The sequence below is a fragment of the Novosphingobium sp. ERW19 genome (assembly GCF_012641315.1).
GTDB lineage: Bacteria > Pseudomonadota > Alphaproteobacteria > Sphingomonadales > Sphingomonadaceae > Novosphingobium.
Genome location: NZ_JABAIC010000004.1, coordinates 244,638 through 264,149, shown reverse-complemented (window position 1 = coordinate 264,149; position 19,512 = coordinate 244,638). Strand labels below are relative to the sequence as shown.

16 protein-coding genes are annotated in these 19,512 nt (G+C 64.7%); 6 read left to right on the top strand and 10 right to left on the bottom strand.

All coding sequences use genetic code 11. The annotated features are described in order from the left end of the window. Window positions 1-216: 216 nt before the first annotated feature. The 3 genes from HGI46_RS09885 to xseA are packed head-to-tail and all read right to left on the bottom strand — an operon-like array spanning window position 217 to window position 2,775. Window positions 217-1,059 (bottom strand): M23 family metallopeptidase, encoded by an 843-nt coding sequence (locus HGI46_RS09885; RefSeq protein WP_168904035.1) that lies wholly within the window; start codon window positions 1,057-1,059, stop codon window positions 217-219. Window positions 1,060-1,069: 10 nt separating this feature from the next. After that, window positions 1,070-1,270: a DUF2093 domain-containing protein gene (locus HGI46_RS09880; protein ID WP_118072765.1), complete on the bottom strand. Its 201-nt coding sequence runs from the start codon at window positions 1,268-1,270 to the stop codon at window positions 1,070-1,072. Window positions 1,271-1,296: 26 nt separating this feature from the next. Then, window positions 1,297-2,775, bottom strand: a complete 1,479-nt coding sequence (gene xseA / locus HGI46_RS09875) for an exodeoxyribonuclease VII large subunit (RefSeq protein ID WP_168904034.1) — start codon at window positions 2,773-2,775, stop codon at window positions 1,297-1,299. Between xseA and purD the strand changes: the two genes are divergently transcribed. Together purD and HGI46_RS09865 are read left to right on the top strand one after the other, a co-directional pair. Beyond that, window positions 2,774-4,060 (top strand): phosphoribosylamine--glycine ligase, encoded by a 1,287-nt coding sequence (gene purD, locus HGI46_RS09870; RefSeq protein ID WP_168904033.1) that lies wholly within the window; start codon window positions 2,774-2,776, stop codon window positions 4,058-4,060. The two genes, xseA and purD, sit on opposite strands and share 2 nt — an antisense overlap. A 101-nt stretch (window positions 4,061-4,161) precedes the next feature. Then, entirely contained in the window at window positions 4,162-5,124 is a 963-nt protein-coding gene (locus HGI46_RS09865; RefSeq protein WP_118072762.1) for a TIM barrel protein, read from the top strand. A 16-nt stretch (window positions 5,125-5,140) separates the two neighbouring features. Here the strand turns inward: HGI46_RS09865 and HGI46_RS09860 are convergent, their stop codons facing one another. Genes HGI46_RS09860 through HGI46_RS09845 form a run of 4 tightly spaced genes read right to left on the bottom strand, consistent with a single transcriptional unit; the run spans window position 5,141 to window position 11,229 of the window. After that, window positions 5,141-6,358 carry a CoA transferase gene (locus tag HGI46_RS09860; protein WP_118072761.1) on the bottom strand — a complete coding sequence of 406 codons (1,218 nt, stop codon included), beginning with the start codon at window positions 6,356-6,358 and terminating at the stop codon, window positions 5,141-5,143. After that, window positions 6,355-8,241, bottom strand: coding sequence for a hydantoinase B/oxoprolinase family protein (locus HGI46_RS09855; RefSeq protein WP_168904032.1), 1,887 nt, complete (start codon window positions 8,239-8,241; stop codon window positions 6,355-6,357). Before HGI46_RS09855 ends, HGI46_RS09860 begins: the two co-directional genes overlap by 4 nt. Before the next feature lie 17 nt (window positions 8,242-8,258). Continuing rightward, window positions 8,259-10,307, bottom strand: coding sequence for a hydantoinase/oxoprolinase family protein (locus HGI46_RS09850; RefSeq protein ID WP_168904031.1), 2,049 nt, complete (start codon window positions 10,305-10,307; stop codon window positions 8,259-8,261). A gap of 7 nt (window positions 10,308-10,314) precedes the next feature. Next, window positions 10,315-11,229, bottom strand: coding sequence for a hydroxymethylglutaryl-CoA lyase (locus HGI46_RS09845; RefSeq protein WP_168904030.1), 915 nt, complete (start codon window positions 11,227-11,229; stop codon window positions 10,315-10,317). A 283-nt stretch (window positions 11,230-11,512) separates the two neighbouring features. Between HGI46_RS09845 and HGI46_RS09840 the strand changes: the two genes are divergently transcribed. Together HGI46_RS09840 and HGI46_RS09835 are read left to right on the top strand one after the other, a co-directional pair. Further along, window positions 11,513-14,053 carry a TonB-dependent receptor gene (locus HGI46_RS09840; RefSeq protein ID WP_168904029.1) on the top strand — a complete coding sequence of 847 codons (2,541 nt, stop codon included), beginning with the start codon at window positions 11,513-11,515 and terminating at the stop codon, window positions 14,051-14,053. 69 nt (window positions 14,054-14,122) lie between these two features. Next, window positions 14,123-14,791 (top strand): GntR family transcriptional regulator, encoded by a 669-nt coding sequence (locus tag HGI46_RS09835; protein WP_118072759.1) that lies wholly within the window; start codon window positions 14,123-14,125, stop codon window positions 14,789-14,791. On the opposite strand, the gene HGI46_RS09830 is transcribed toward HGI46_RS09835, so the two are convergent. Then, the gene (locus HGI46_RS09830; RefSeq protein ID WP_168904028.1) at window positions 14,776-15,282 is read right to left on the bottom strand and encodes a hemerythrin domain-containing protein; all 507 of its coding nucleotides are present in this window, start codon (window positions 15,280-15,282) and stop codon (window positions 14,776-14,778) included. The genes HGI46_RS09835 and HGI46_RS09830 overlap by 16 nt on opposite strands. A 97-nt stretch (window positions 15,283-15,379) precedes the next feature. Between HGI46_RS09830 and HGI46_RS09825 the strand changes: the two genes are divergently transcribed. Further along, window positions 15,380-16,171, top strand: coding sequence for a histidine phosphatase family protein (locus HGI46_RS09825; protein ID WP_168904027.1), 792 nt, complete (start codon window positions 15,380-15,382; stop codon window positions 16,169-16,171). A 25-nt stretch (window positions 16,172-16,196) separates the two neighbouring features. Next, on the top strand, window positions 16,197-17,045 hold the full coding sequence (locus HGI46_RS09820) for an NAD(P)H-hydrate dehydratase (RefSeq protein ID WP_240946682.1): 849 nt from the start codon (window positions 16,197-16,199) through the stop codon (window positions 17,043-17,045). Here HGI46_RS09820 and HGI46_RS09815 read toward each other — a convergent pair. Both HGI46_RS09815 and HGI46_RS09810 read right to left on the bottom strand, forming a co-directional pair. Continuing rightward, complete coding sequence (locus HGI46_RS09815; protein WP_118072755.1) at window positions 17,014-17,400, bottom strand: (2Fe-2S) ferredoxin domain-containing protein; 387 nt, start codon at window positions 17,398-17,400, stop codon at window positions 17,014-17,016. The genes HGI46_RS09820 and HGI46_RS09815 overlap by 32 nt on opposite strands. Next, window positions 17,397-19,505 carry a S9 family peptidase gene (locus HGI46_RS09810; RefSeq protein ID WP_168904025.1) on the bottom strand — a complete coding sequence of 703 codons (2,109 nt, stop codon included), beginning with the start codon at window positions 19,503-19,505 and terminating at the stop codon, window positions 17,397-17,399. Before HGI46_RS09810 ends, HGI46_RS09815 begins: the two co-directional genes overlap by 4 nt. Window positions 19,506-19,512 lie beyond the last annotated feature (7 nt).

Genomic DNA, 19,512 nt, shown 5'->3' with positions numbered 1-19,512 from the left:
GGGTGATGCACAGAAATTACACTCCGACCCGGTTCACTTGTCATTAATTTCAAAGGTGACGGTTTCGGGTGAAACAACGCTGCGAAGTTAGGGAAAAAGGCGTTGCAGCTGATACCAGAATCCCCATGGCCGCTTCGTTCCATCGGCAACCGGGCGCCAAAGGAAAACGAACCGCCGGTGATGAGGGCTACCTGCGCAAAGGGCCGTGAATGCGGCTTACGTCTGGTCAGGAAGAAAAAGCAGCGGGTCGATCCGACTGGCCTGCCATTTCATCGACCAATGCAGGTGCGGGCCGGTCGCACGACCGGTGGCACCGATTCGGCCCAGCGGCGTGCCCTGGGCAACCTTGTCGCCTTCGCGCACCAGAAGTTCGGAGGCATGGAGAAAGGCACTGTTGAGGCCCATGCCATGGTCGAGCATCAAGAGCCGGCCTTCGAGGCTGAACGGGCTCTGCGCGGCAAGCGTCACCACGCCATCGGCCGGAGCGACGTAGGTCGTGCCCGCGCCACCGGCTATGTCGAGCCCGGAGTGATAGGCCGCCGGTTCGCCCTTGTAGATGCGCTGGGAGCCGAAGCGGCCGGAAAACCGGCCTGGTGCGGGACGGATGAAAGGCTGCCGCCAGCCTTGTGCGCCGGTGTCAAGCGCGCGGGCAGCAGCGATGCGGGCAAGCTCGGCACGGCGCAGGCGGAGGTAGTCCTCGTTCGTCACGCCACCGGGCTTGCGGGCGACGTTGATATGCTCGATCTGCCAGGCGCGGGGCGCGATGGCGAGTTCGCGAACGGATGTCTGACCACTTTCCAGCGTCAGTTCGATGCGGGCGAGAGGGCCGGCATCGCGATCGAAGGCAAGCAGGAATGTCCGATCGCTGGCGAACGGGATCGGCTTGCCATCAAGCTTGAGTGAATTCGACTGATGCGGGACGCGACCCCGCAGCCAACCGCCCTGCATGATGCGACTTTCGGGTTCGATCGTCAGCGGGCTGATCGGGGCGACGGCCCGTGCGCCACCCGCCGCCACTGCGGCAAATCCGGCAAGGAATGCGCGCCGTGGCAGGAGCATGGCGTGCCTGTCAGCCTTCGAGATGGCGGCGCGTCGAGATTTCGGCGGTGGCATAGGCCTCCTGCCGCTTCGCGCACCAATAGCGCAGGGCATCGAGCGGGATCTGCTCACCCGAAACGGCGCAGACGACATGATCACCGCCGGAAAGCTGGCGGAACGAGCCGGGAAGGTAGTGAAGGCGCGCGAGGCGGCCGGATTGGGACATCAGCATGAGGGCAATGTAGTCCTAATGCCGCCTCAGAACAATTCCTGCTGTCCCTCGGGCCGTGCGGCCGGGCGCGGTTTGGGAGCTGGCCGGGCGGGCGGGGGCGCAGCGGAACCGGTGCTGACGTCGAGCGTGCCGTCGGCGAATTCCAGCCGCAGCGCCGGACGCGCCTGTGCATCCTCGCGCGTCCTGACGACGTGGCCATCGGGTGCAGTAACGAGCACGTAGCCGCGCTGGAGCGGGGCTTTGGGATCGAGCGAGCGGCGCAGCCGGTCGAGCGCGTCGATCTTGCCGCGCGCGTGTTCGATGCGCTGGAGCAGGACTTCGGGGCGCAGGCGGCGGGCGTCGAGCCGCTCGCGCTCGCGCGTAACCCGTGCGCTCAGTAGAGCAGGGCGCAGGGCTCCGGCGTGGCGGGCGAGGACCGATCCGGCGATTTCGGTGCGGTGGACCAAGGCGCGGCGCAGGCGCTCGCCCAGATCGTCGACGCGCTGGGCTTGGCCCTGCAGGAGTGCCTGCGGCTGGGGCAGGCGCTGGCTGCGGGCTTCGAGGCGTTCCTTGGCCTGCGCAAGCTGGCGGGCAAGGGCGCGGCGCTGGCGGGCGTTGAGATCGGCGACGAAGGCGGCTAGCTCCGCTTGTACCGGCACCGCAAGTTCGGCTGCTGCGGTTGGTGTCGGCGCGCGCAAGTCGGCGGCGAAATCGCATAGCGTGGTGTCGGTCTCGTGGCCGACCGCGCTGATGATCGGGATGGTACAGTCCGCCACGGCGCGGACGACCTCCTCCTCGTTGAACGACCACAGGTCTTCGATCGAGCCGCCGCCGCGCGCGACGATGACGAGATCCGGGCGCGGGATTGGTCCGCCGGGCTCCATCGCGGAGAAGCCGCGCACGGCATTTGCGACCTGCGCCGCCGCGCCCTGGCCCTGGACCAGCACCGGCCAGACGATGACGCGACTGGGGAAGCGGTCGGACAGGCGGTGGAGGATGTCGCGGATCACGGCGCCGGTGGGCGAGGTGACAACGCCGATGGTGCGCGGCAGGAAGGGCAGGGGCTTCTTGCGCGCGGGATCGAACAGCCCTTCGCCCTCGAGCCGCGCCTTCAGCTTGGCGAGCAGGGCAAGCAGCGCGCCTTCGCCCGCGATCTCCATGCGCTCGATCACGATCTGGTAGTTCGAGCGGCCCGGGTAGGTCGTCAGCTTGCCGGTGGCGATGACCTCGACGCCGTCTTCGGGCCGGAAGTTCAGGCGCTGCACGCCGCCGCGCCACATCACGCCATCCAGTCGCGCGTTTTCGTCCTTGAGGCAGAGGTAGAGGTGACCCGAGGCGGCGCGCTTCACGCCGGAAAGCTCGCCACGGACCCTCACGAAGCCGAAGCGATCTTCGACCGTGCGCTTGAGCAGCGCCGAAATCTCGGAGATCGAGAGAGCCGGGGCGTTGTCGCCTGCCGATTCCCTCGCTAGGAGCCCGCCCGAGCCGTTGTTATCGTCGTCAAAAGGCGCGGAAGGGAAAGCCATGAATATCCTGCTGCTGGGATCGGGTGGGCGCGAACATGCCCTCAGCTGGAAACTGGCCCAATCGCCGCTCCTCGACAAGCTCTATGCGGCACCCGGCAATCCCGGCATTGCGGAAAACGCCGAGCTGGTGGCGCTGGATCTGACCGACCATGCCAGCGTGGTGACCTTCTGCGAGACGAATCGCATCGGCCTTGTCGTGGTGGGACCGGAGGCGCCGCTGGTCGATGGCCTGACGGATTCGCTGCGCGGGGCGGGGTTCTCGGTGTTCGGACCCAGTCGCGCCGCAGCGCAGCTTGAAGGGTCCAAGGGTTTTACCAAGGATCTGTGCGCCCGCGCGAACATTCCCACCGCAGGCTACGTCCGCGCGAAGTCGCTGGAAGAAGCCCGCGCCGCGCTCAAGGACTTTGGCGCGCCGGTGGTGATCAAGGCCGATGGCCTGGCTGCGGGCAAGGGCGTCGTCGTGGCGATGACGATGGCCGAGGCCGAGGCCGCAGTTGACGACATGTTCGACGGTGCCTTCGGCTCTGCCGGTGCCGAAGTCGTCGTCGAGGAGTTCCTCACCGGGGAAGAGGCGAGCTTTTTCGCCCTGACCGATGGGGCGACGATCGTGCCGTTCGGATCGGCACAGGACCACAAGCGCGTTGGCGATGGCGATACCGGCCCCAATACCGGCGGCATGGGCGCCTACAGCCCGGCGCGCGTGCTGACGCCCGAAATTGAGGCGCAGGCGCTCTCGCAGATCATCGCGCCGACGGTGAAGGCCATGGCCGACGAGGGCATGCCCTATTCCGGCGTGCTCTATGCAGGTCTCATGCTGACCGAGCAGGGGCCGAAGCTGATCGAATACAATGCCCGCTTTGGCGATCCCGAATGCCAGGTGCTGATGCTGCGGCTGGAAAGCGACCTCGTGGAACTGCTGCTGGCCTGTGCCGACAACAAGCTGTCGAGCATCCAGCCGCCGCGGTTCTCCAGCGAGGTGGCGATGACCGTGGTCATGGCGGCGGAAGGCTATCCGGGCACACCGAAGAAGGGTGGCCGGATCGACCACATCCCTGCCGCCGAGGCGACCGGGGCGAAAGTGTTCCACGCCGGCACCGCGCTTTCGGCAGAGGGTGTGCTTTCGGCCAATGGCGGGCGCGTGCTCAACGTGACTGCCAAGGGGCCGAGCGTGAAGGCCGCGCGTGATGCGGCCTATGCCGCAGTCGATGCGATCGTCTTTCCGGAAGGTTTCTGCCGTCGCGACATCGGCTGGCGCGAGATCGAGCGAGAAGAGGCGGGCGCCTGACGGCAACGGTCTTGGCCGAACAGGTCTTGACCGCACGGGTAAAGCGGGCGCAAAGTCTCGTGACAGCGCGAGACAAGGTGCGCTGAACCGGGAGCCGATGCATGAATCGCCGCACTTTCCTCACCACCGCCGGGACTGCCACGATGGCGGGGCTGGCACTGGCCAATGCCCCCTTGCGGGCGCTCGACAGCAAGCGCCGTTTCGGCATCCAGTTGTGGTCCGTGGCCAAGATGTTGAGCGAGGACTTTACTGGAACCATCGCCCTGCTGGCCAAGCTGGGCTACCGCGAGCTCGAGACCTACGGCCCATATACCTTCAGCGACCAGCGCCAGATCGATGGCTGGAAGAACACGGCCAAGATGCTGGGTTTTTCAGGGAGCGGGTTCTTCGGTCTTGGCACGGCGCAGATCAAGGCCGTGTTCGATTCCCACGGGATGACCGTGCCCTCGATGCACACCGATCTGTTCACGCTGCAGACCCGGATGGGTGAGCTGGCCGACGCGGCGCGCGCTCTTGGCGCGACTTACGTCACGCTCCCGGCAATTCCGGCCGAGCAGCGCAAGACGCTCGACGATTACAAGCGCATGGCCGACGTCTTCAATGACATCGGCCAGAGCGCCACGCGCAACGGCGTTCGTTTTGCCTATCACAACCACGGTTATGGCTTTGCGCCGATGGACGGCAAGGTGCCGATCGACACGCTGCTGGACGCGACCGATCCCGAACACGTGTTCCTCGAGATGGATACCTACTGGACCACGGCCGGTGGCGCCGATCCGAAGGCCTATCTGGCGCGGTACAAGGGCCGCTACCGGATGATGCACCTCAAGGACATGAAGGGCCAGCAGCGCTTCGCCGGAGATGGTGGCGCCCCGGCCGACTGGATCGCGCTGTTCCCTTACCTGACCTGGCTCGGGGACGGCTCGCTCGACATCGCGGGCATTATCGAGGCCGCGAAGAATTCTGGCGTAGAGCACTTCTTCGTCGAGCAGGACCGGGCCGACGACCTCAAGGTCGCCATTGCCGGCAGCGCTGCCTACATGAAGAAGATCGGTTTCGAGTAAGCCGAAAGGCAGGGCGTCAGATGACGCCCTGCTCTGCCATCTGCGCAAGCTCAACTTCGCCAAGGCCAAGCAGTTCGCCGTAGACTTCGGCATTGTGCTGCCCGACCTTTGACGGCGCGGGACGGCGCACAGATCCGGGCGTGGCCGAAAGCTTGGGGAAGCTCGACTGCATCTTGAGCGGGCCGAAGCGCTCGGTCTCGACCTCGATGATCGCCTCGCGCGCCTGGAAGTGCGGGTCAGCCAGCATGTCGGGCGCGCGATAGACGCGGCCGGCCGGGATCGAATGCTCGATCATCAGCGCGTCGACCTCGTCGATGGTCAGCGTTCGGGTCCAGTCATTGATCAGCTCGTCCAGTTCGTCCTGGTTCTCGCCGCGGGCAAGGTGGGTGGCATAGCGCGGATCGTCGCCCAGTTCGGGCCGGCCCATGGCATTGGCGAGGCGTTTCCACAGCGAATCCTTGTTCGCGCCGATCATGAATTCGCCGTCCCTGCACTTGTAGACGTTGGACGGGGCGATGCCCTTCAGGACCGAGCCCGACCGCTCGCGGATGTAGCCGGTGCGGTCATATTCGGGGACGAGGCCCTCCATGACCTGCAACACGGATTCGTAGAGCGCGGCGTCGATCACTTGCCCGCGCCCGGTGCGTTCGCGCTCGTGCAATGCAGCCAACACGCCCATGCAGCCATAGGTGGCCGTGAGGGTGTCGCCAATGGAAACACCCATGCGGCTGGGCGCGCGGTCGGGCTCGCCGACGATGTAGCGCCAGCCACCCATAGCTTCGCCAATGCCGCCGAAACCGGCGCGGTTGGAATAGGGGCCGGTCTGGCCGTATCCCGACATACGGGCGATGATCAGGTTGGGCTTTGCGGCAAGGAGTACGTCCGGACCAAGGCCCCACTTCTCCATTGTGCCCGGCTTGAAATTCTCGATGAGTACGTCGGCGTGGGCGATCAGGCGCTTGACCAGAGCCTGGCCTTCGGCAACGCGAAGGTTTGCGCTGACCGAGCGCTTGTTCCGCGCGATCACTTCCCATTGGACCTTTTCCGTGCCCAAGCCCCAGTCACGCATCGGATCGCCAGTAACGGGCGGTTCGACCTTGATGACGTCGGCGCCCATGTCGCCCAGCAACTGGCCGCAGAACGGGCCGGCGAGCAACTGACCGAGTTCGAGCACGCGAATGTCGCGCAAGGGGCCGGGATTGGCGGGCGCAGGATTGCTAGTTGTCATGGTCATTCTGCCGCCTCCAGTAGCGGCCATTCGGGTTGGATCGGTGCGGGTAGCCCAGTTTCCGCTTCGCAATTGGCGCGCAGAATCTCGATGCCGGGACCGTAGTTGAACAGCGGAAGATCGCCCCGCTCCTCGCGCAGGCGCGCGCGCAAGGCTTCGGTTTCGGCAAGATTGACCGCTCCTCGGTGATCGGCGACCACGCCATAAGCCCGCGCACCTTCAGGCGTGACCAGTCCCTGCACGATTTCCTTGCCGACCAGTTCTGCATCGCGGGCAAGGGGGTCGCCCCAGCCACCGCCGCCCCATGTGATGAAGTGGAGCACGTCACCGGCCTCCACTTCGAGATCCTCGACCTTGTTGCCGACGATGGTCTGCGTGCCGTCGGGCTTTTCGAGGATCTTGCGCGCGCGCGCGCCCGGTTCGCCACCGTTGACGCCCCAGGGAGGCACGAACCAGCGGTCGTCGTGGATCGCGATCGTACCCTTGGACAGGAAGCGGTAGGTCATGCGGATGCCGTTGCCGCCGCGATGGAGCCCGGCGCCGCCTGAATCCGGCTCGCATTCGTAGCGCTCGATCACCATCGGGAAGTAGCGCTCGAGGAATTCGTTGGGCACGTTGGTGAAGCCCGGCCAGAGCGAGTGGCCATCGGGGCCATCGCCCATCGGGCGGCCGGGGATGCCGCCGAAGCCGATCTGGAACAGCTGGAACCAGTCTCCGTTCTTGCCGGGTCGCTCGTCATTGCCCGCGTAGAACAGGTGCGGGCTCGAAGAAAAGCCGGCGGCGTTGAGGAACTCCGGGGTCTTCTGGCCGAGAAGACCGCCGAGAATGTCGAAGATGCGGCCCAGCGCATGGGTGCGGCCTGAAAGCGCGGCCGGGAACTTCGGCTTGAGCAGCGAGCCTTCCGGAATGCGCACGTCGATCAGATCGTAGAACCCGTCGTTGAACAGGATCTGCGGGTCGAAGACCATGATCATGTAGATGCCGAAGAACATCTTGAACATGTTTTCGTTGAGGAAGAAGTTGATCGAGGCGACTGACTGCGGGTCGGTGCCTGCGAAATCGAGCACGACCTTCTCGCCCTCGCGCCACATCGTGCATTTGATCTTGTAGGGCCCGAAGCCCATGCCGTCGTCGCAGATGTAGTCCTCGAAGCTGACCGGCTCCTCGGCAATGGCCATGCCGACCAGCGCCTTCATCGCACGGTGATTGCGGGCGAGCAGTTCCTGCGTGGCCGAGACGTAAACATCGTCGCCGAAACGCTCGGCCATCTCGATCACGCGGCGCGCGGCGACGCGGCACGATGCGATCAGCGCGTTGAGGTCCGCCGCGCACCAGTCTGGCTTGCGGGTCTGGTGCATGACGAGGCGGATCAGATCGGCGTTGTATTCACCCTGCTTCCAGATTTTCACCGGCGGGATGCGCACGCCTTCCTCGAAGATCGAGCGGGCGTTGATCGGCATCGAGCCGACGACCTTGCCGCCGATGTCGGACTGATGGCCGAACATCGAGGTATAGGCGATGAGGCGCCCATCCTTGAACACCGGCAGCAGCACCAGCCAGTCGTTCGAGTGGCTGATCGCGCCGCCGACAGAGTAGGGGTCGGACAGGAAGATCATGTCGCCGTCCTCGAGCGTGCCTTCATAGTTCTCGAGGAAGCCGCCGATGAACGAGCCGAACTGGCCGACGATCATCTTGCCGGTATGGTCGGCGATCAGCGGGAAGGCATCACCCTGTTCGCGAATGCCGGGCGACATCGCGGTGCGCACGAGCGTCGCGTCCATCTCGATGCGCGCATTGCGCAGGGCGTTCTCGATGATGTCGAGCGTCACCGGGTCGATGGCGACGCGCTCGAAGGGCTTGTCGTTGGTCTGGACGATGGTTGCAGGCATGTCTCGCGCTCCCTCTCTCAGGCCAGGTTGATCAGGATGTTGCCGACATGGTCGACAGTGCCGACGCAGCCGCATTCGATCAGCGTCGTCGAATCCATTTCGCAGACGATGGCGGGGCCGGGGATCACATCACCGGCGCGCAGTTTGCTGCGGTCATAGATCACCGCTGCCTGTTCACGCCCGTCCATCCACAAGGTGTGGTCGCGCATCTTGGCAGCGATCGGGTTGCCATCGCCCCTTTCGAGTTCCGCTGCGGGCAGGTCCAATGCGCGGCCCATGGCCACGGCGCGCAGGTTCACGATCTCGTGGGGGGTGTCCATGTTGAAGGTGAACAGGCGCTTGTGCTCGGCATCGAAGCGGGCGAGGATTCCGGCGATGCCATCGGCGTTCAGGACGTCCGGCGTGATCGTCAGCGGCACTTCGAAGGCTTGTCCGGCATAGCGCACGTCGACTTCGAAGGCGGTGCTGATCTCATTCTCGGGCACGCCATCAGCAAGCAGTTCGGCGCGAGTCTGTGCGGCCATTTCGTCGAGGATCGCGATGAGGTCGGAGGCCTCGGTCTGGCTGGCGAGGCGGCTGAACGAGCGCGCGGTTTCGGTGCGCATTCGTGTCGTCGCATCGCCCAGCGCGCAAAGCACGCCGGGGCTGACCGGGGAGATTGCAGGCCACGAGCCCATCAGGCGGGCCACGGCATTTACGTGCAGCGGACCTGCACCACCAAAGCCCATCAGCGCAAAGTCGCGCGGGTCGTAGCCCTGCTGGACCGAGATCATCCGCAGCGCGCCGAACATGTTCTCGTTGACGATGTCGATGATGCCGCGCGCGGCGGCCATCAGGTCGATGCCTAGCGCGTCGGCGATGGTCTGCACCGCTTTCTTGGCGCCCTCGCGATCAAGATTGAACGTGCCGCCGAGCAGGTTCTCGGGCAAGTAACCTAGCACGACATTGGCATCGGTCACCGTGGGCAAGGTGCCGCCTTTTCCATAGGCGACCGGCCCCGGCACGGCTCCTGCGCTCTGCGGCCCGACCCGAAGGGCTCTTGTCAGCTCAGGAACATAGGCGATCGATCCGCCGCCTGCGCCCACCGTCTTCACGTCGAGCGCCGAAGCGCGGACGGAGAGGTGGCCGACTTCAGTGGTGCGCTGGCGGCGGGCTTCGAGATTCTCGATCAGGGCAACGTCGGTGCTGGTGCCGCCGACGTCGAGAGTAAGGATGTTCCTGATCCCGGCATTCCGGCCGACCCAGATCGCGCCGGTAACGCCGCCGGCAGGGCCGGACATCAGGATGTTGACCGGATGCTCCTCGGCCTTCTGCGCGCTCATCAACCCGCCGTCCGAGCGCAGCAGCGAAAGCTTGCCGTTCATCCCCGCCTCGGCGAGGCGCGAGCGCAGGTTGGAGACGTATTTGCCCACGACAGGGCGCACCGCAGCATTGGCCACGGTGGTCAGCGTACGCTCGTACTCCTGCATTTCGGGCAGGACTTCGTGGCTCAGCGACACCGGCACGCCCGGCATGATTTCGGCGGCGAGTTCGCCGACGCGCTTCTCGTGGGTGCCGTTGGTATAGGCGTTGATCAGGCTGACCGTGATCGCCTCGACACCATTGTCCTTGAGCACGCCCAGTTGCGCGCGAATGTCGGCATCGTCGATCGGGCGGATTTCCAAGCCTTCGGCGCTCATCCGGCCCTTGATCGTGACGGTATCCTCAAGCGCTGCCAGCGGTTGCGGCTTCGGCCAGACGATCCAGCCAGCAAGCCCGCCCGGCACGAAGCTGCGCGCGATCTGCATGATGTGGCGATAGCCCTCGGTCGTCACCAGGCCGACGCGTGAACCCTTGCCTTCAAGCACGGCGTTGGTCGCAACCGTGGTGCCGTGAAGGAAGTATTCGACGTCGCCCGGCGTGATCCCGGCCTTCTGACAGATTGCGGTCACCCCGTTCAGAATGCCCTCGGAACTGTCGTGCGGGGTCGACGGCGTCTTGTGCCGCCAGAATGCGCTCGACGAGGTGTCAAACAGCAGGAGGTCGGTGAAAGTGCCGCCAACGTCCACGCCAAGGCGATAGCCCATTGCTCGATTACTCCTGAACGATCTTGGGGAAGGGCGGGGCCTTGGCCACCATCGAGGGAAGTTCGCGGGCCATCACGCCGGACAGCCAGCGATTGGCCTCGATCAGCAGGGCGAGGTCCATGCCGGTCTCCACGCCTGCACGGTGGAGCATGTAGACGACATCCTCGCTCGACACGTTGCCTGCGGCGCCCGGCGCGAAGGGGCAGCCACCCAGACCACCGAGCGCGGCATCGACCACCGATGCGCCGGCTTCGACAGCGGCCCAGACATTGGCGATGCCAGTGCCGCGGGTGTTGTGGAAGTGTACCCGCACCGGCAGCGGCGAAACCGCCTCAACCACGCGCCGGACCAGCCGCGAGACGTGGGCCGGGTCGGCCACGCCAATGGTGTCGGCCAGCGCCACCTCAATGGGTTCGGCCTCCGCCAACGCGGCCGCCATGGCGACGACGCGGTCTTCGGAAACCTCGCCCTCGAACGGGCAGCCGAACGATGCGCCGATGGTGGCCTGGCCCTTGAGCCCGGCGTCCTTCGCCATGGCAACGATGGCCTTTGCTGCCACGACCGATTCGTCACTGGTCTGGCCCTGGTTGGCGATAGCGAAACCGTCGGTCGAAACGCAGACGGCGCCAAGTTCGTGCAGACGGCCTGTGGCAATGGCGCGCTCGGCACCCTTGGCGTTGAGGACGAGGCCGATGAAGCTGACGTCGCCCGTTTGCGGGAGGCCAGCGCAGATCTCTTCGGCGTCGGCCATCTGAGGCACGCGCTTGGGATTGACGAAGCTCGTCACCTCGATGCGGCGCGCGCCTGCGGCAATGCTGCGCCGGATCAGCTCGAGCTTGTCCGCCGTGGACACGATCGCCTTCTCGTTCTGCAGCCCGTCACGCGGGCCGACCTCGACGAACGAAATTGCAGGCGCGCTCACGCTGCTTCTCCAGGTCGGCTGGTAGGCTTGCCGGAAGTCATCAAAACGGCCTCTCTTCGTATGCAATATTACTGTGCGGGCATTCCAGTCACTGCCGAAACCTGCCCGTAGGTGCAGGTTCCTATGCACCTTGACCGATCAAGTTTGTATACAATAAGCTGCCTATCCGAGAAGCGAGCGTCAAGAGGGGGGCGAAAGCCCGTGCGCTCGCAAAAGCGAATGCCGCAAGAACACGGCAACGTGATCGAGCCAGACGTGATCGAACCAACAGGGAGGTTTGAGAATGCGTGCCACCCGTCTTCTATTGAACACTGCAGCGCTCGGCCTGATCGCCAGCGCCGCCCCGTCCTTCGCCCAGGAAGCGCCACAGGATGCCGCGCAGGCGGCTGACGATGGCGATAGCATCATCGTTACGGCGCGCCGCCAGAACGAGCGCCTGCAGGATGTACCGGCTTCGGTCTCGGTCCTCACCGCTACTGCGTTGCAGAACACCGGCGCGGTCAAGGCTGAGGACTTCACCCAGCTTACGCCTGGCGTCACGATCGTGACCGGCACGGCCGAAGCAGGCGACACGCAGATCAACATTCGCGGCATAAACGGCGCGCGCGACGCTGAAAGCTCGGTTGCGCTGGTGGTCGACGGCATACTCAAGACCAACACTGCGCAATTGAACCAACCGCAGGGCACGCTGTCGCAGGTCGAAGTTCTCAAGGGGCCGCAGGGCGCGCTCTATGGGCGCAACGCCGCGGCCGGCGCGATCGTGCTGCAGACTCTGAAGCCCACCGACACGCTTACCGGCGGCCTGCGCGCCTCCTACGCCAACGAAGCGACTTATGAGGCCACTGCGCACATCGCCGGGCCGCTGGGCGAAAACGTCGGCTTCGTCGCCTCGGGTTATTACTTCACCACCGACGGCTGGTGGCGCAACAAGTTCCTGAACAACTCCAAGACCGTCGACGACAAGGAGAACTGGGCTCTCGATGGCCGGGTGATGATCGGCAAGGGCACTGCGACCCAGCTTGATGTCAAGGCGCGTTATGCCGAGTTCCACGGCGCATCGCTTCCTTTCAACGCCTCGTTCCACCTGCCGCAGTTCGGTGCGGTAAACCCTGCGTTCTACGAGGATGTGAACAAGCACCCGTTCAACTTCTACAACAACATTCGCGCCACCAACGACCAGAAGAGCTTCGATGCCTCGGTCAAGCTGGATCAGGAGTTCGGCAACGGCATGAAGCTGGTCGCCTGGGCGCTCTACTCGGACGTCAAGCAGGACCTCGTCGCTGACGGAACATCGGCTGACTTCGCACGCTACATCTCGAACACCGATCCGCGCGTGGCAAGCACGGTCAACCAGTGCTTTGCGAGCACGCAGGCCCTTACCGGCTATCCGGTCAACCAGCCCGGCGGGATCGGCGCGCTTCCCGTGCCGTTCCTGTTTGCCCCTGCCAACGGATCGACCTTCGGACCCTACAGCCCGACGACCTGCGACGGTATCCAGTACCAGCTGCGCAACCAGAAGGATTTCAGCACCGAGATCCGGCTGCTGTCGAACACCGATGGGCCGCTGACGTGGCAACTCGGCGCCTATTACCTGCACATCGACCGCAAGACTGGCGTCAGCCTTGGTGGCGACACGGGGCAGGGCGTGATCAAGCAGCTTTACAATGCGCCGGACACCAAGAATCCGACCTCACTGCTGCTGGCCGACAAGTTCCGCACCAACGTCTATGCGGCGTTCGGTTCGGCCGAGTGGAAGCCTTCGGACGTATTCACCGGCGGCATCGCCCTGCGCTATGACATCGAGGATCGCGCTGCCAACTCGCTCGTGCCCAACGCGACCGATCCGTTCACCGGCGGGCCGATCAATCCGGGCCTCGCCTTCGGGGCATTTACCCCGCAGAATGCCACGTTCAAGCAGCTCCAGCCCAAGGTGACGCTGAGCTTCCACCCGACCAACCAGCTGAATCTCTATGCCAACTGGGGCATCGGCTTCAAATCGGGTGGCTTCAACAACCAGGGCTCGTCGGCCGTGGTCAACACACGCTTCAACAACGGCGTCACGCCGGGCACGATCAATGCGGGCGTGACCATCAACGACCAGTACCGCAAGGAACGCTCCAGCGCCTTCGAAGCCGGTGTAAAGGGCGAACTGTTCGACGGCCGCATCACCTATGACCTTGCCGGCTACTACACCCGCGTCACCGACATGCAGTTCTTCGAATTCTTCGTCGGCGATTTCGGCCTGCTGCGCGTGGTCTCGAACATTGACCGCGTGGACATCAAGGGCGCTGAAATCAACCTGACCGGCAAGGTCGTCGACGGCTGGAAGGTGTTCGGCTCGTTCAACGTCACCGACAGCGAGATCAAGAAGAACGCTTCGCGCCCCTATACCGTCGGCAACAAATCGCCCTATACTGCCGATTGGACGCTGAATCTGGGTTCGGAAATCACCGCGCCGCTGACTGACAATGCCAAGCTGCTGTTCCGCGCCGACTATCGCGTGACCGGTCCGACGTGGTTCCACTCGGTGCAGGATCAGGAGCGCCCGACGATCTTCTCAGGGCTCTTGCCGATTTCACAGTTGAACTTCCTGCCCCCGTCGTTCGGCAATGCCCGCTATGACGTAGCCAAGCGCGATGCCTTCGGCGTGCTCAACCTGCGCGCCGGAATCACCACGCCGAACTATCGGATCGCGGTGTTCGCCGACAACCTGCTCGATCGGAAGTACATCGCCGAAGCAATTCCGGCGATCGAGTTCGGGGGCTCCTTCATCTCGCCGGGCGCGCGTCGTCTCATCGGGGTTGAAGTGGGCGCCTCGTTCTGATCAGGGCTTCAGGATAGATCCGGCGGGGAGCGGGTTGTACCTGCTCTCCCGGACGATACAGGAGCATACGTGTCCAAAGCCTCGCAGGAAGCCTACCGCAAGATCCGCGCAGGGATCCTGTCGGGGCACTTCCCTGCCGGGCAATTCGTGCCCGAGGACGAATTCGCGCAATACTGCGGATTATCCCGCACCCCGGTGCGCGAGGCTATCGCCGAACTTGTCGCCGAAATGCTGCTGCAACGTTCCGGCACCAACCGGGTTTTCGTGCCGGTCTGGTCCGACGAGGACGAGGAAGAGTTGTTCACCCTTCGCGCCATGCTGGAAAGCCACTGCGCTTCCCGCGCGGCGCGGATGATTACCGACGAGCAGATCGCCGAGCTCAAGGCACATTGCGATTTCATCGACAATGCCATAGCCGCACCTTCAGGACCTGATGTCTCCGGATTTGTCGAGGGCAACCGCCACTTTCATGCGGTCATCCTTGCAGCCGCGCAGTCGGACCGTCTGGGGCAGCTAATGAAGTTCGTCGTCAGCCAGATCGTCGTCCACCGCACGGCAGAACAGTACAGCCGGGCGGACATGGAGCAGAGCCAGCGCGACCACCGTGACCTCGTCAGCGCATTCGAAATGCGTGACGAGGATTGGGCGGGCGCGTTGGCAAACACGCATATCCGGCGCGCGGCCAACGCCTACCGCACGATGCGGCAGGGCAGCGAGGCTGCTCAGGCCGAGGCCTGAAGCACGCGCAGTTCAGCCTGGGGCAAGGCTTCGGTCTTGGCCTGGGCCATCAGTTCCTGTTTGCGTGCCATCATCGCATCGCGCAGTGCGACCATGTCGAGCCCGGCGTCACGGGCTTGCGAGAACATGCCTTCCGAGCGGGCTTCCTCTTCGTGGACGTGGTGCTTGATCTCTTCGCTCAGCACCTTGACCTTGGCATCGAAGAACTCGTCCTCGGGCGACGTGGCCATGATGTCGTTGATCAGCAGCTTTGCCGCATCGTGCTCGACATAGGCCTCGGTATAGGTCTCTTCCTCGATCTTGCCCTTCAGCGCGGGGTAGAAGATCTCTTCCTCGATGATGGTGTGGATCTTCAGCTCGTTGCAGATCTGCAGGGCCAGCGCCTGCTTGCGGTCCGAGCGGGCGCTCTCGAACTTGTCGAACAGCGCCTCGACATTGCGGTGGTCGGCCTTGAGCAGGGCAATGGCATCGGTGAACTTTGCTTGAGCCATGGGTCTAAGTCCTTGAAAATGAGTCGATTGATCGCTCAATCCCCCAAGTGCGGCGAATGTTCCGGAACCATCCCCTGCGCCTCGCGCTTGGCTTGTCATGACCGGACATCGCACACTGCCGCAACCGCACGAACGCTGGCCCGAGGTGCTGTGGCTGATCCGTCACGGCCAGAGCGCCGGCAACGTCGCGCGCGACGCCGCTGACGCCGCGGGTGACCTGCGCATTGCGCTCGACCATCGCGATGTGGACGTGCCGCTTTCCGCGCTCGGCCGCGAACAAGCCCGCGCGCTTGGGCACTGGTTCGCCGGTGGCGAAGAGGATGCGCGGCCGGATGTGATCCTGGCCAGTCCCTATGTCCGCGCCGTGCAAACCGCCGAGATCTTCCGCGAGGCGGGCGGCTGTGACCCGGACTTGCGCATCTGCATCGACGAACGCCTGCGGGAAAAGGAGTTCGGCATCCTCGATGGCCTGACTACGCCCGGCATCCACCACTTCCAGCCCGATCAGGCAGAGTTCCGCCGTGTGCTGGGGAAGTTCTATCATCGCCCACCCGGCGGCGAAAGCTGGGTCGACGTGATCTTTCGCCTTCGAGCCCTGCTCGACACGGTATCGCTGCATTACGCCGGCAAAAGGGTGATGATCGTGGCGCACCAGGTCGTGGTGCTGTGCATGCGCTATATCATCGAGCATCTTTCGGAAGCAGAGATCCTTGCCATCGACAAGGCCGGGGACATCGCCAACTGCGCGATCACGCAATACCGGCTCGACAGCTCTGGCAAGGGCGACGGGGAACTGGTGCTCGAGCATTACAACATGGTCGCCCCGATGGTCCGCGAAGGCACTGAAGCGACCCGCGAGCCCGACCGCATGGTGGCCGCCCGTGGCTAAAGCGCAAACTTTGGACGGCGCGTGGTTGCGAAAGCATCCGTTGCCGCAGCCGGACGAGGAAAGCGACAAGAATGCGCGCGGCCGCGTGCTCGTCGTCGGCGGTTGCACCATGGTCCCGGGCGGCGTGCGCCTTACCGCCGAGGCCGCCCTGCGCGCTGGCGCGGGCAAGGTGCGCATCGCGACCGTCGAGTCGACCGCCATGATGATCGGCGTACTGATGCCGGAAGTGGCGGTCCTGCCGCTGGCGCCCGACCCCAAGGGTGAGATCGACGCCTCCCGCGCGAACCTGGAAGGCGAAGTGGACAAGAGCGATTGCCTCGTTCTCGGTCCGGCGATGAGCTGCGCGGAACAGGCCTCGGCACTCGTCGGTCGGCTGATGAGGGCGGCGGACGAAACGCCGCTGGTGCTCGACGCAGCGGCGCTGATGGCGATCTGCGACCATGCCAGGCGCTTGCGCGAACGACACTCACCGGCTGTCCTTACCCCGCACATCGGCGAGATCGCCGCGCTGCTGGGCGAGGAGGCAGTCGCGATCAATCAGGACCGCGCCGCCGCAGTGTCCCGATGTGCCGAGCGCTTCGGGTCGGTAGTCGTGCTGAAGGGGGCAGTCAGCCTGGTCGCAGCGCCAACCGGAGAGCTGTTTAGCTACAGCGGCGGGAACGTCGGGCTGGCCACCGGTGGCTCGGGCGATGTCATGGCCGGTATCGCTGCCGCCCTGCTGGCGCGCGGGGCAGAACCGTTGCAAGCCGCGCTCTGGTCCGTGTGGCTGCATGGCGAGGCTGGCAGGCGGTGCGCGGAAGCGATCGGCCCGCTGGGCTACCTTGCCAGCGAGCTTCTCGGCTTCATTCCGCGGGTGATGGAACGGGCTGCTTGAGCCGGTAGTCTTCTACCGGTACGCCGCCGATCACATGCTCCTGGATGATCCGCTCCAGCACCGGCGGGGTGCAGGAATGATACCAGACGTTGTCCGGATAGACGACAGCCACCGGCCCTACCATGCACACGCGCAGGCAGCCGACCTTGTTGCGCAGCACCCCCTGCGCCCCGCCCAGCTTCAGCTCGCCGAGGCGCTTCTTGAGGTAGTTCCAAGCCTCGTCACCGACATCGCGCGGGGCGCACTTGTCCTTCTCCGGCCCGGCGCACAGCAGGATATGGCGCTGCGGATTGAAACCGCCGAGCTTTTCGAGGGCTATTTCAGCAAGAGCAATCTCGGCGGCATCAGGGATCATTGGGCCTTGCCATTCTTCTTCAACCAGCGTTCGAGCCAGTTGAACGAAGTCTGGTGCCACTGCAACGAGTTCTTGGCCTTGAGCACCCAGTGGTTCTCGTCAGGGAAAACCAGCAGTTCGGAAGGGATGCCGCGGCGCTGCAGCGCCGTAAATGCCGCGAGGCCCTGCGTATAGGGAATGCGGAAGTCCTTCTCGCCGGTGATGACCAGCATCGGCGTTTTCCACTTGGCAACGTGGTTGACCGGGTTCCACTTCTCGAACTCTTCCGGCGCTTCGTAGTAAGGGTGCCCGCCGTGCTCCCACTCGTCAAACCACAGTTCCTCGGTTTCATAGGCCATGGCGCGGGCATCGAAAACGCCGTCATGCTGGACAAGGCACTTGAACCGGTCGGGCCAGTTGCCGGCGATCCAGTTCATCATGTAGCCGCCGTAGGACGCCCCTGCCGCGCAGGCATTGTCGCCATCGATCTGTCCATCCAGCGCGATCGCGGCGGCAAAGCCCTTCTGCAGGTCCTCCAGCGGCTTGCCGCCCCACTGCCGGTTGATGGCGTCGGTGAAGGCCTGGCCATATCCGGTGGAGCCGTGGAAATCGATCGAGACGATTGCATAGCCCTGGCTTGCCCAGACGCGCGGGTTCCAGCGGTTGGACCAGCTGTCGTTATACGAGCCCTGAGGTCCGCCATGAACGAACAGGACGGACGGCAGCTTGCCCTTCAGCCAGCCTGGCTTGGTGATCTGGCCCCAGACGGTATCGCCATCCGCGCCCTTGAAGCTGAAACGCTGCGTGACGACCGGCGCGCGCTGCGAAAGGGCGCTGGTGGCTACATCGGTTAGCCGCGTGCCAGCCTTGCCCGGCTTGCCGATGAACAGCTCTGCCGGGTTGTCGATCGAATCGCGGGTGTAGACCAGACGGCCATCCTTGAGCGGCACGACATTGCCGATATGCCCCTCGCGGCCCGGATTGAGGACGAGGCGCGTAACCTTGCCGCTTATCGGGTCGATGCGGAAGGCGGGGGTATCGAGAACGTCCTCGGCCGTCGCGATCAGGGCCTTGCTGTCCGGCGTCCACGTCAGCGAGGCGGCCGAGCGGTCCCAGCCTCCGGTCAGCTCGCGCTTTTCGCCAGTCTGGAGGTTCATCAGGTTCACCACCAGACGATCCGCCTCGTAACCGGGCCGCGCCATCGCGGCGTAGGCAAGCCACCTGCCATCGGGCGACGGGGCGGGGGTGTTGTCGGTGGCCTTGTTGGTCTCGGTCAGGTTTTTCGGCGCTGCGCCATCCAGCTTCGATTGCCAGATGTCGAGATTGGTCGAGGTCGGCTCGTTGCGGTCGGCCTGTCGCGCGACGAAGAACAGCGATTGCGAATCTGCGGCCCAAGCCACGTCCTCGCCACCGCCGAACGGCTTGACCGGGCTGTCGCCAGTCAAGGTGCCGACAGGGCCATCGGCAGCCTTGCCTTCGCCGATGACCTTGCCATCTGCGCCAAGATCAAAAGCGAAGACGCGGCTGTAGTTGCCGGGCGTTTCCCATGCGTCCCAGTGGCGCACGAAGCCAGCCCCGTCCTTGTAGTGGCGGCCGTTGCCGGGGCCGGGAAGGGCGGTGTTGCCATCGCTGTCGCAGCCGAAGGTCAGGCAGGTGCGCGCAATGTCGCCCCATACGGCAATGCGCTTGCCATTGGGGGAGAGTTCGAACCCGGCAACCTCGGCCTTGAAGGCCGTTACCTGCGTCGTCACGCCCGAGGCGATGTCGACTTTCCAGACCTGCGTGGTTTCTGCGTCGCCAACCTTGCGGTCGGAAAGATAGTAGAGCGTGCCATCCGGCGCAAAGGCCGGATCACTGGCGCTGCCGCCAGTGTCGATGCGGCGCGGCTGGCCCTTGCTATCAGCACTGCGCACCCACAGGGCAGGCGTGCGCTTGTAGCTGGCCGGATCGGTGGTGGTGACGATGTAGGCCACCGTCTTGCCATCGGGCGAAATCGCCGTGCCACCAAGGCGGCTGAGCGTCACCAGATCCTGCGGAGAGAACGGCGCGGCCTGCTGGGCAAAAGCAGGAACAGCGAAAGCGAAGGCGAGCGGAGCAGCCGCCCACGACAGCGAGATGGTTTTCATGGAAACC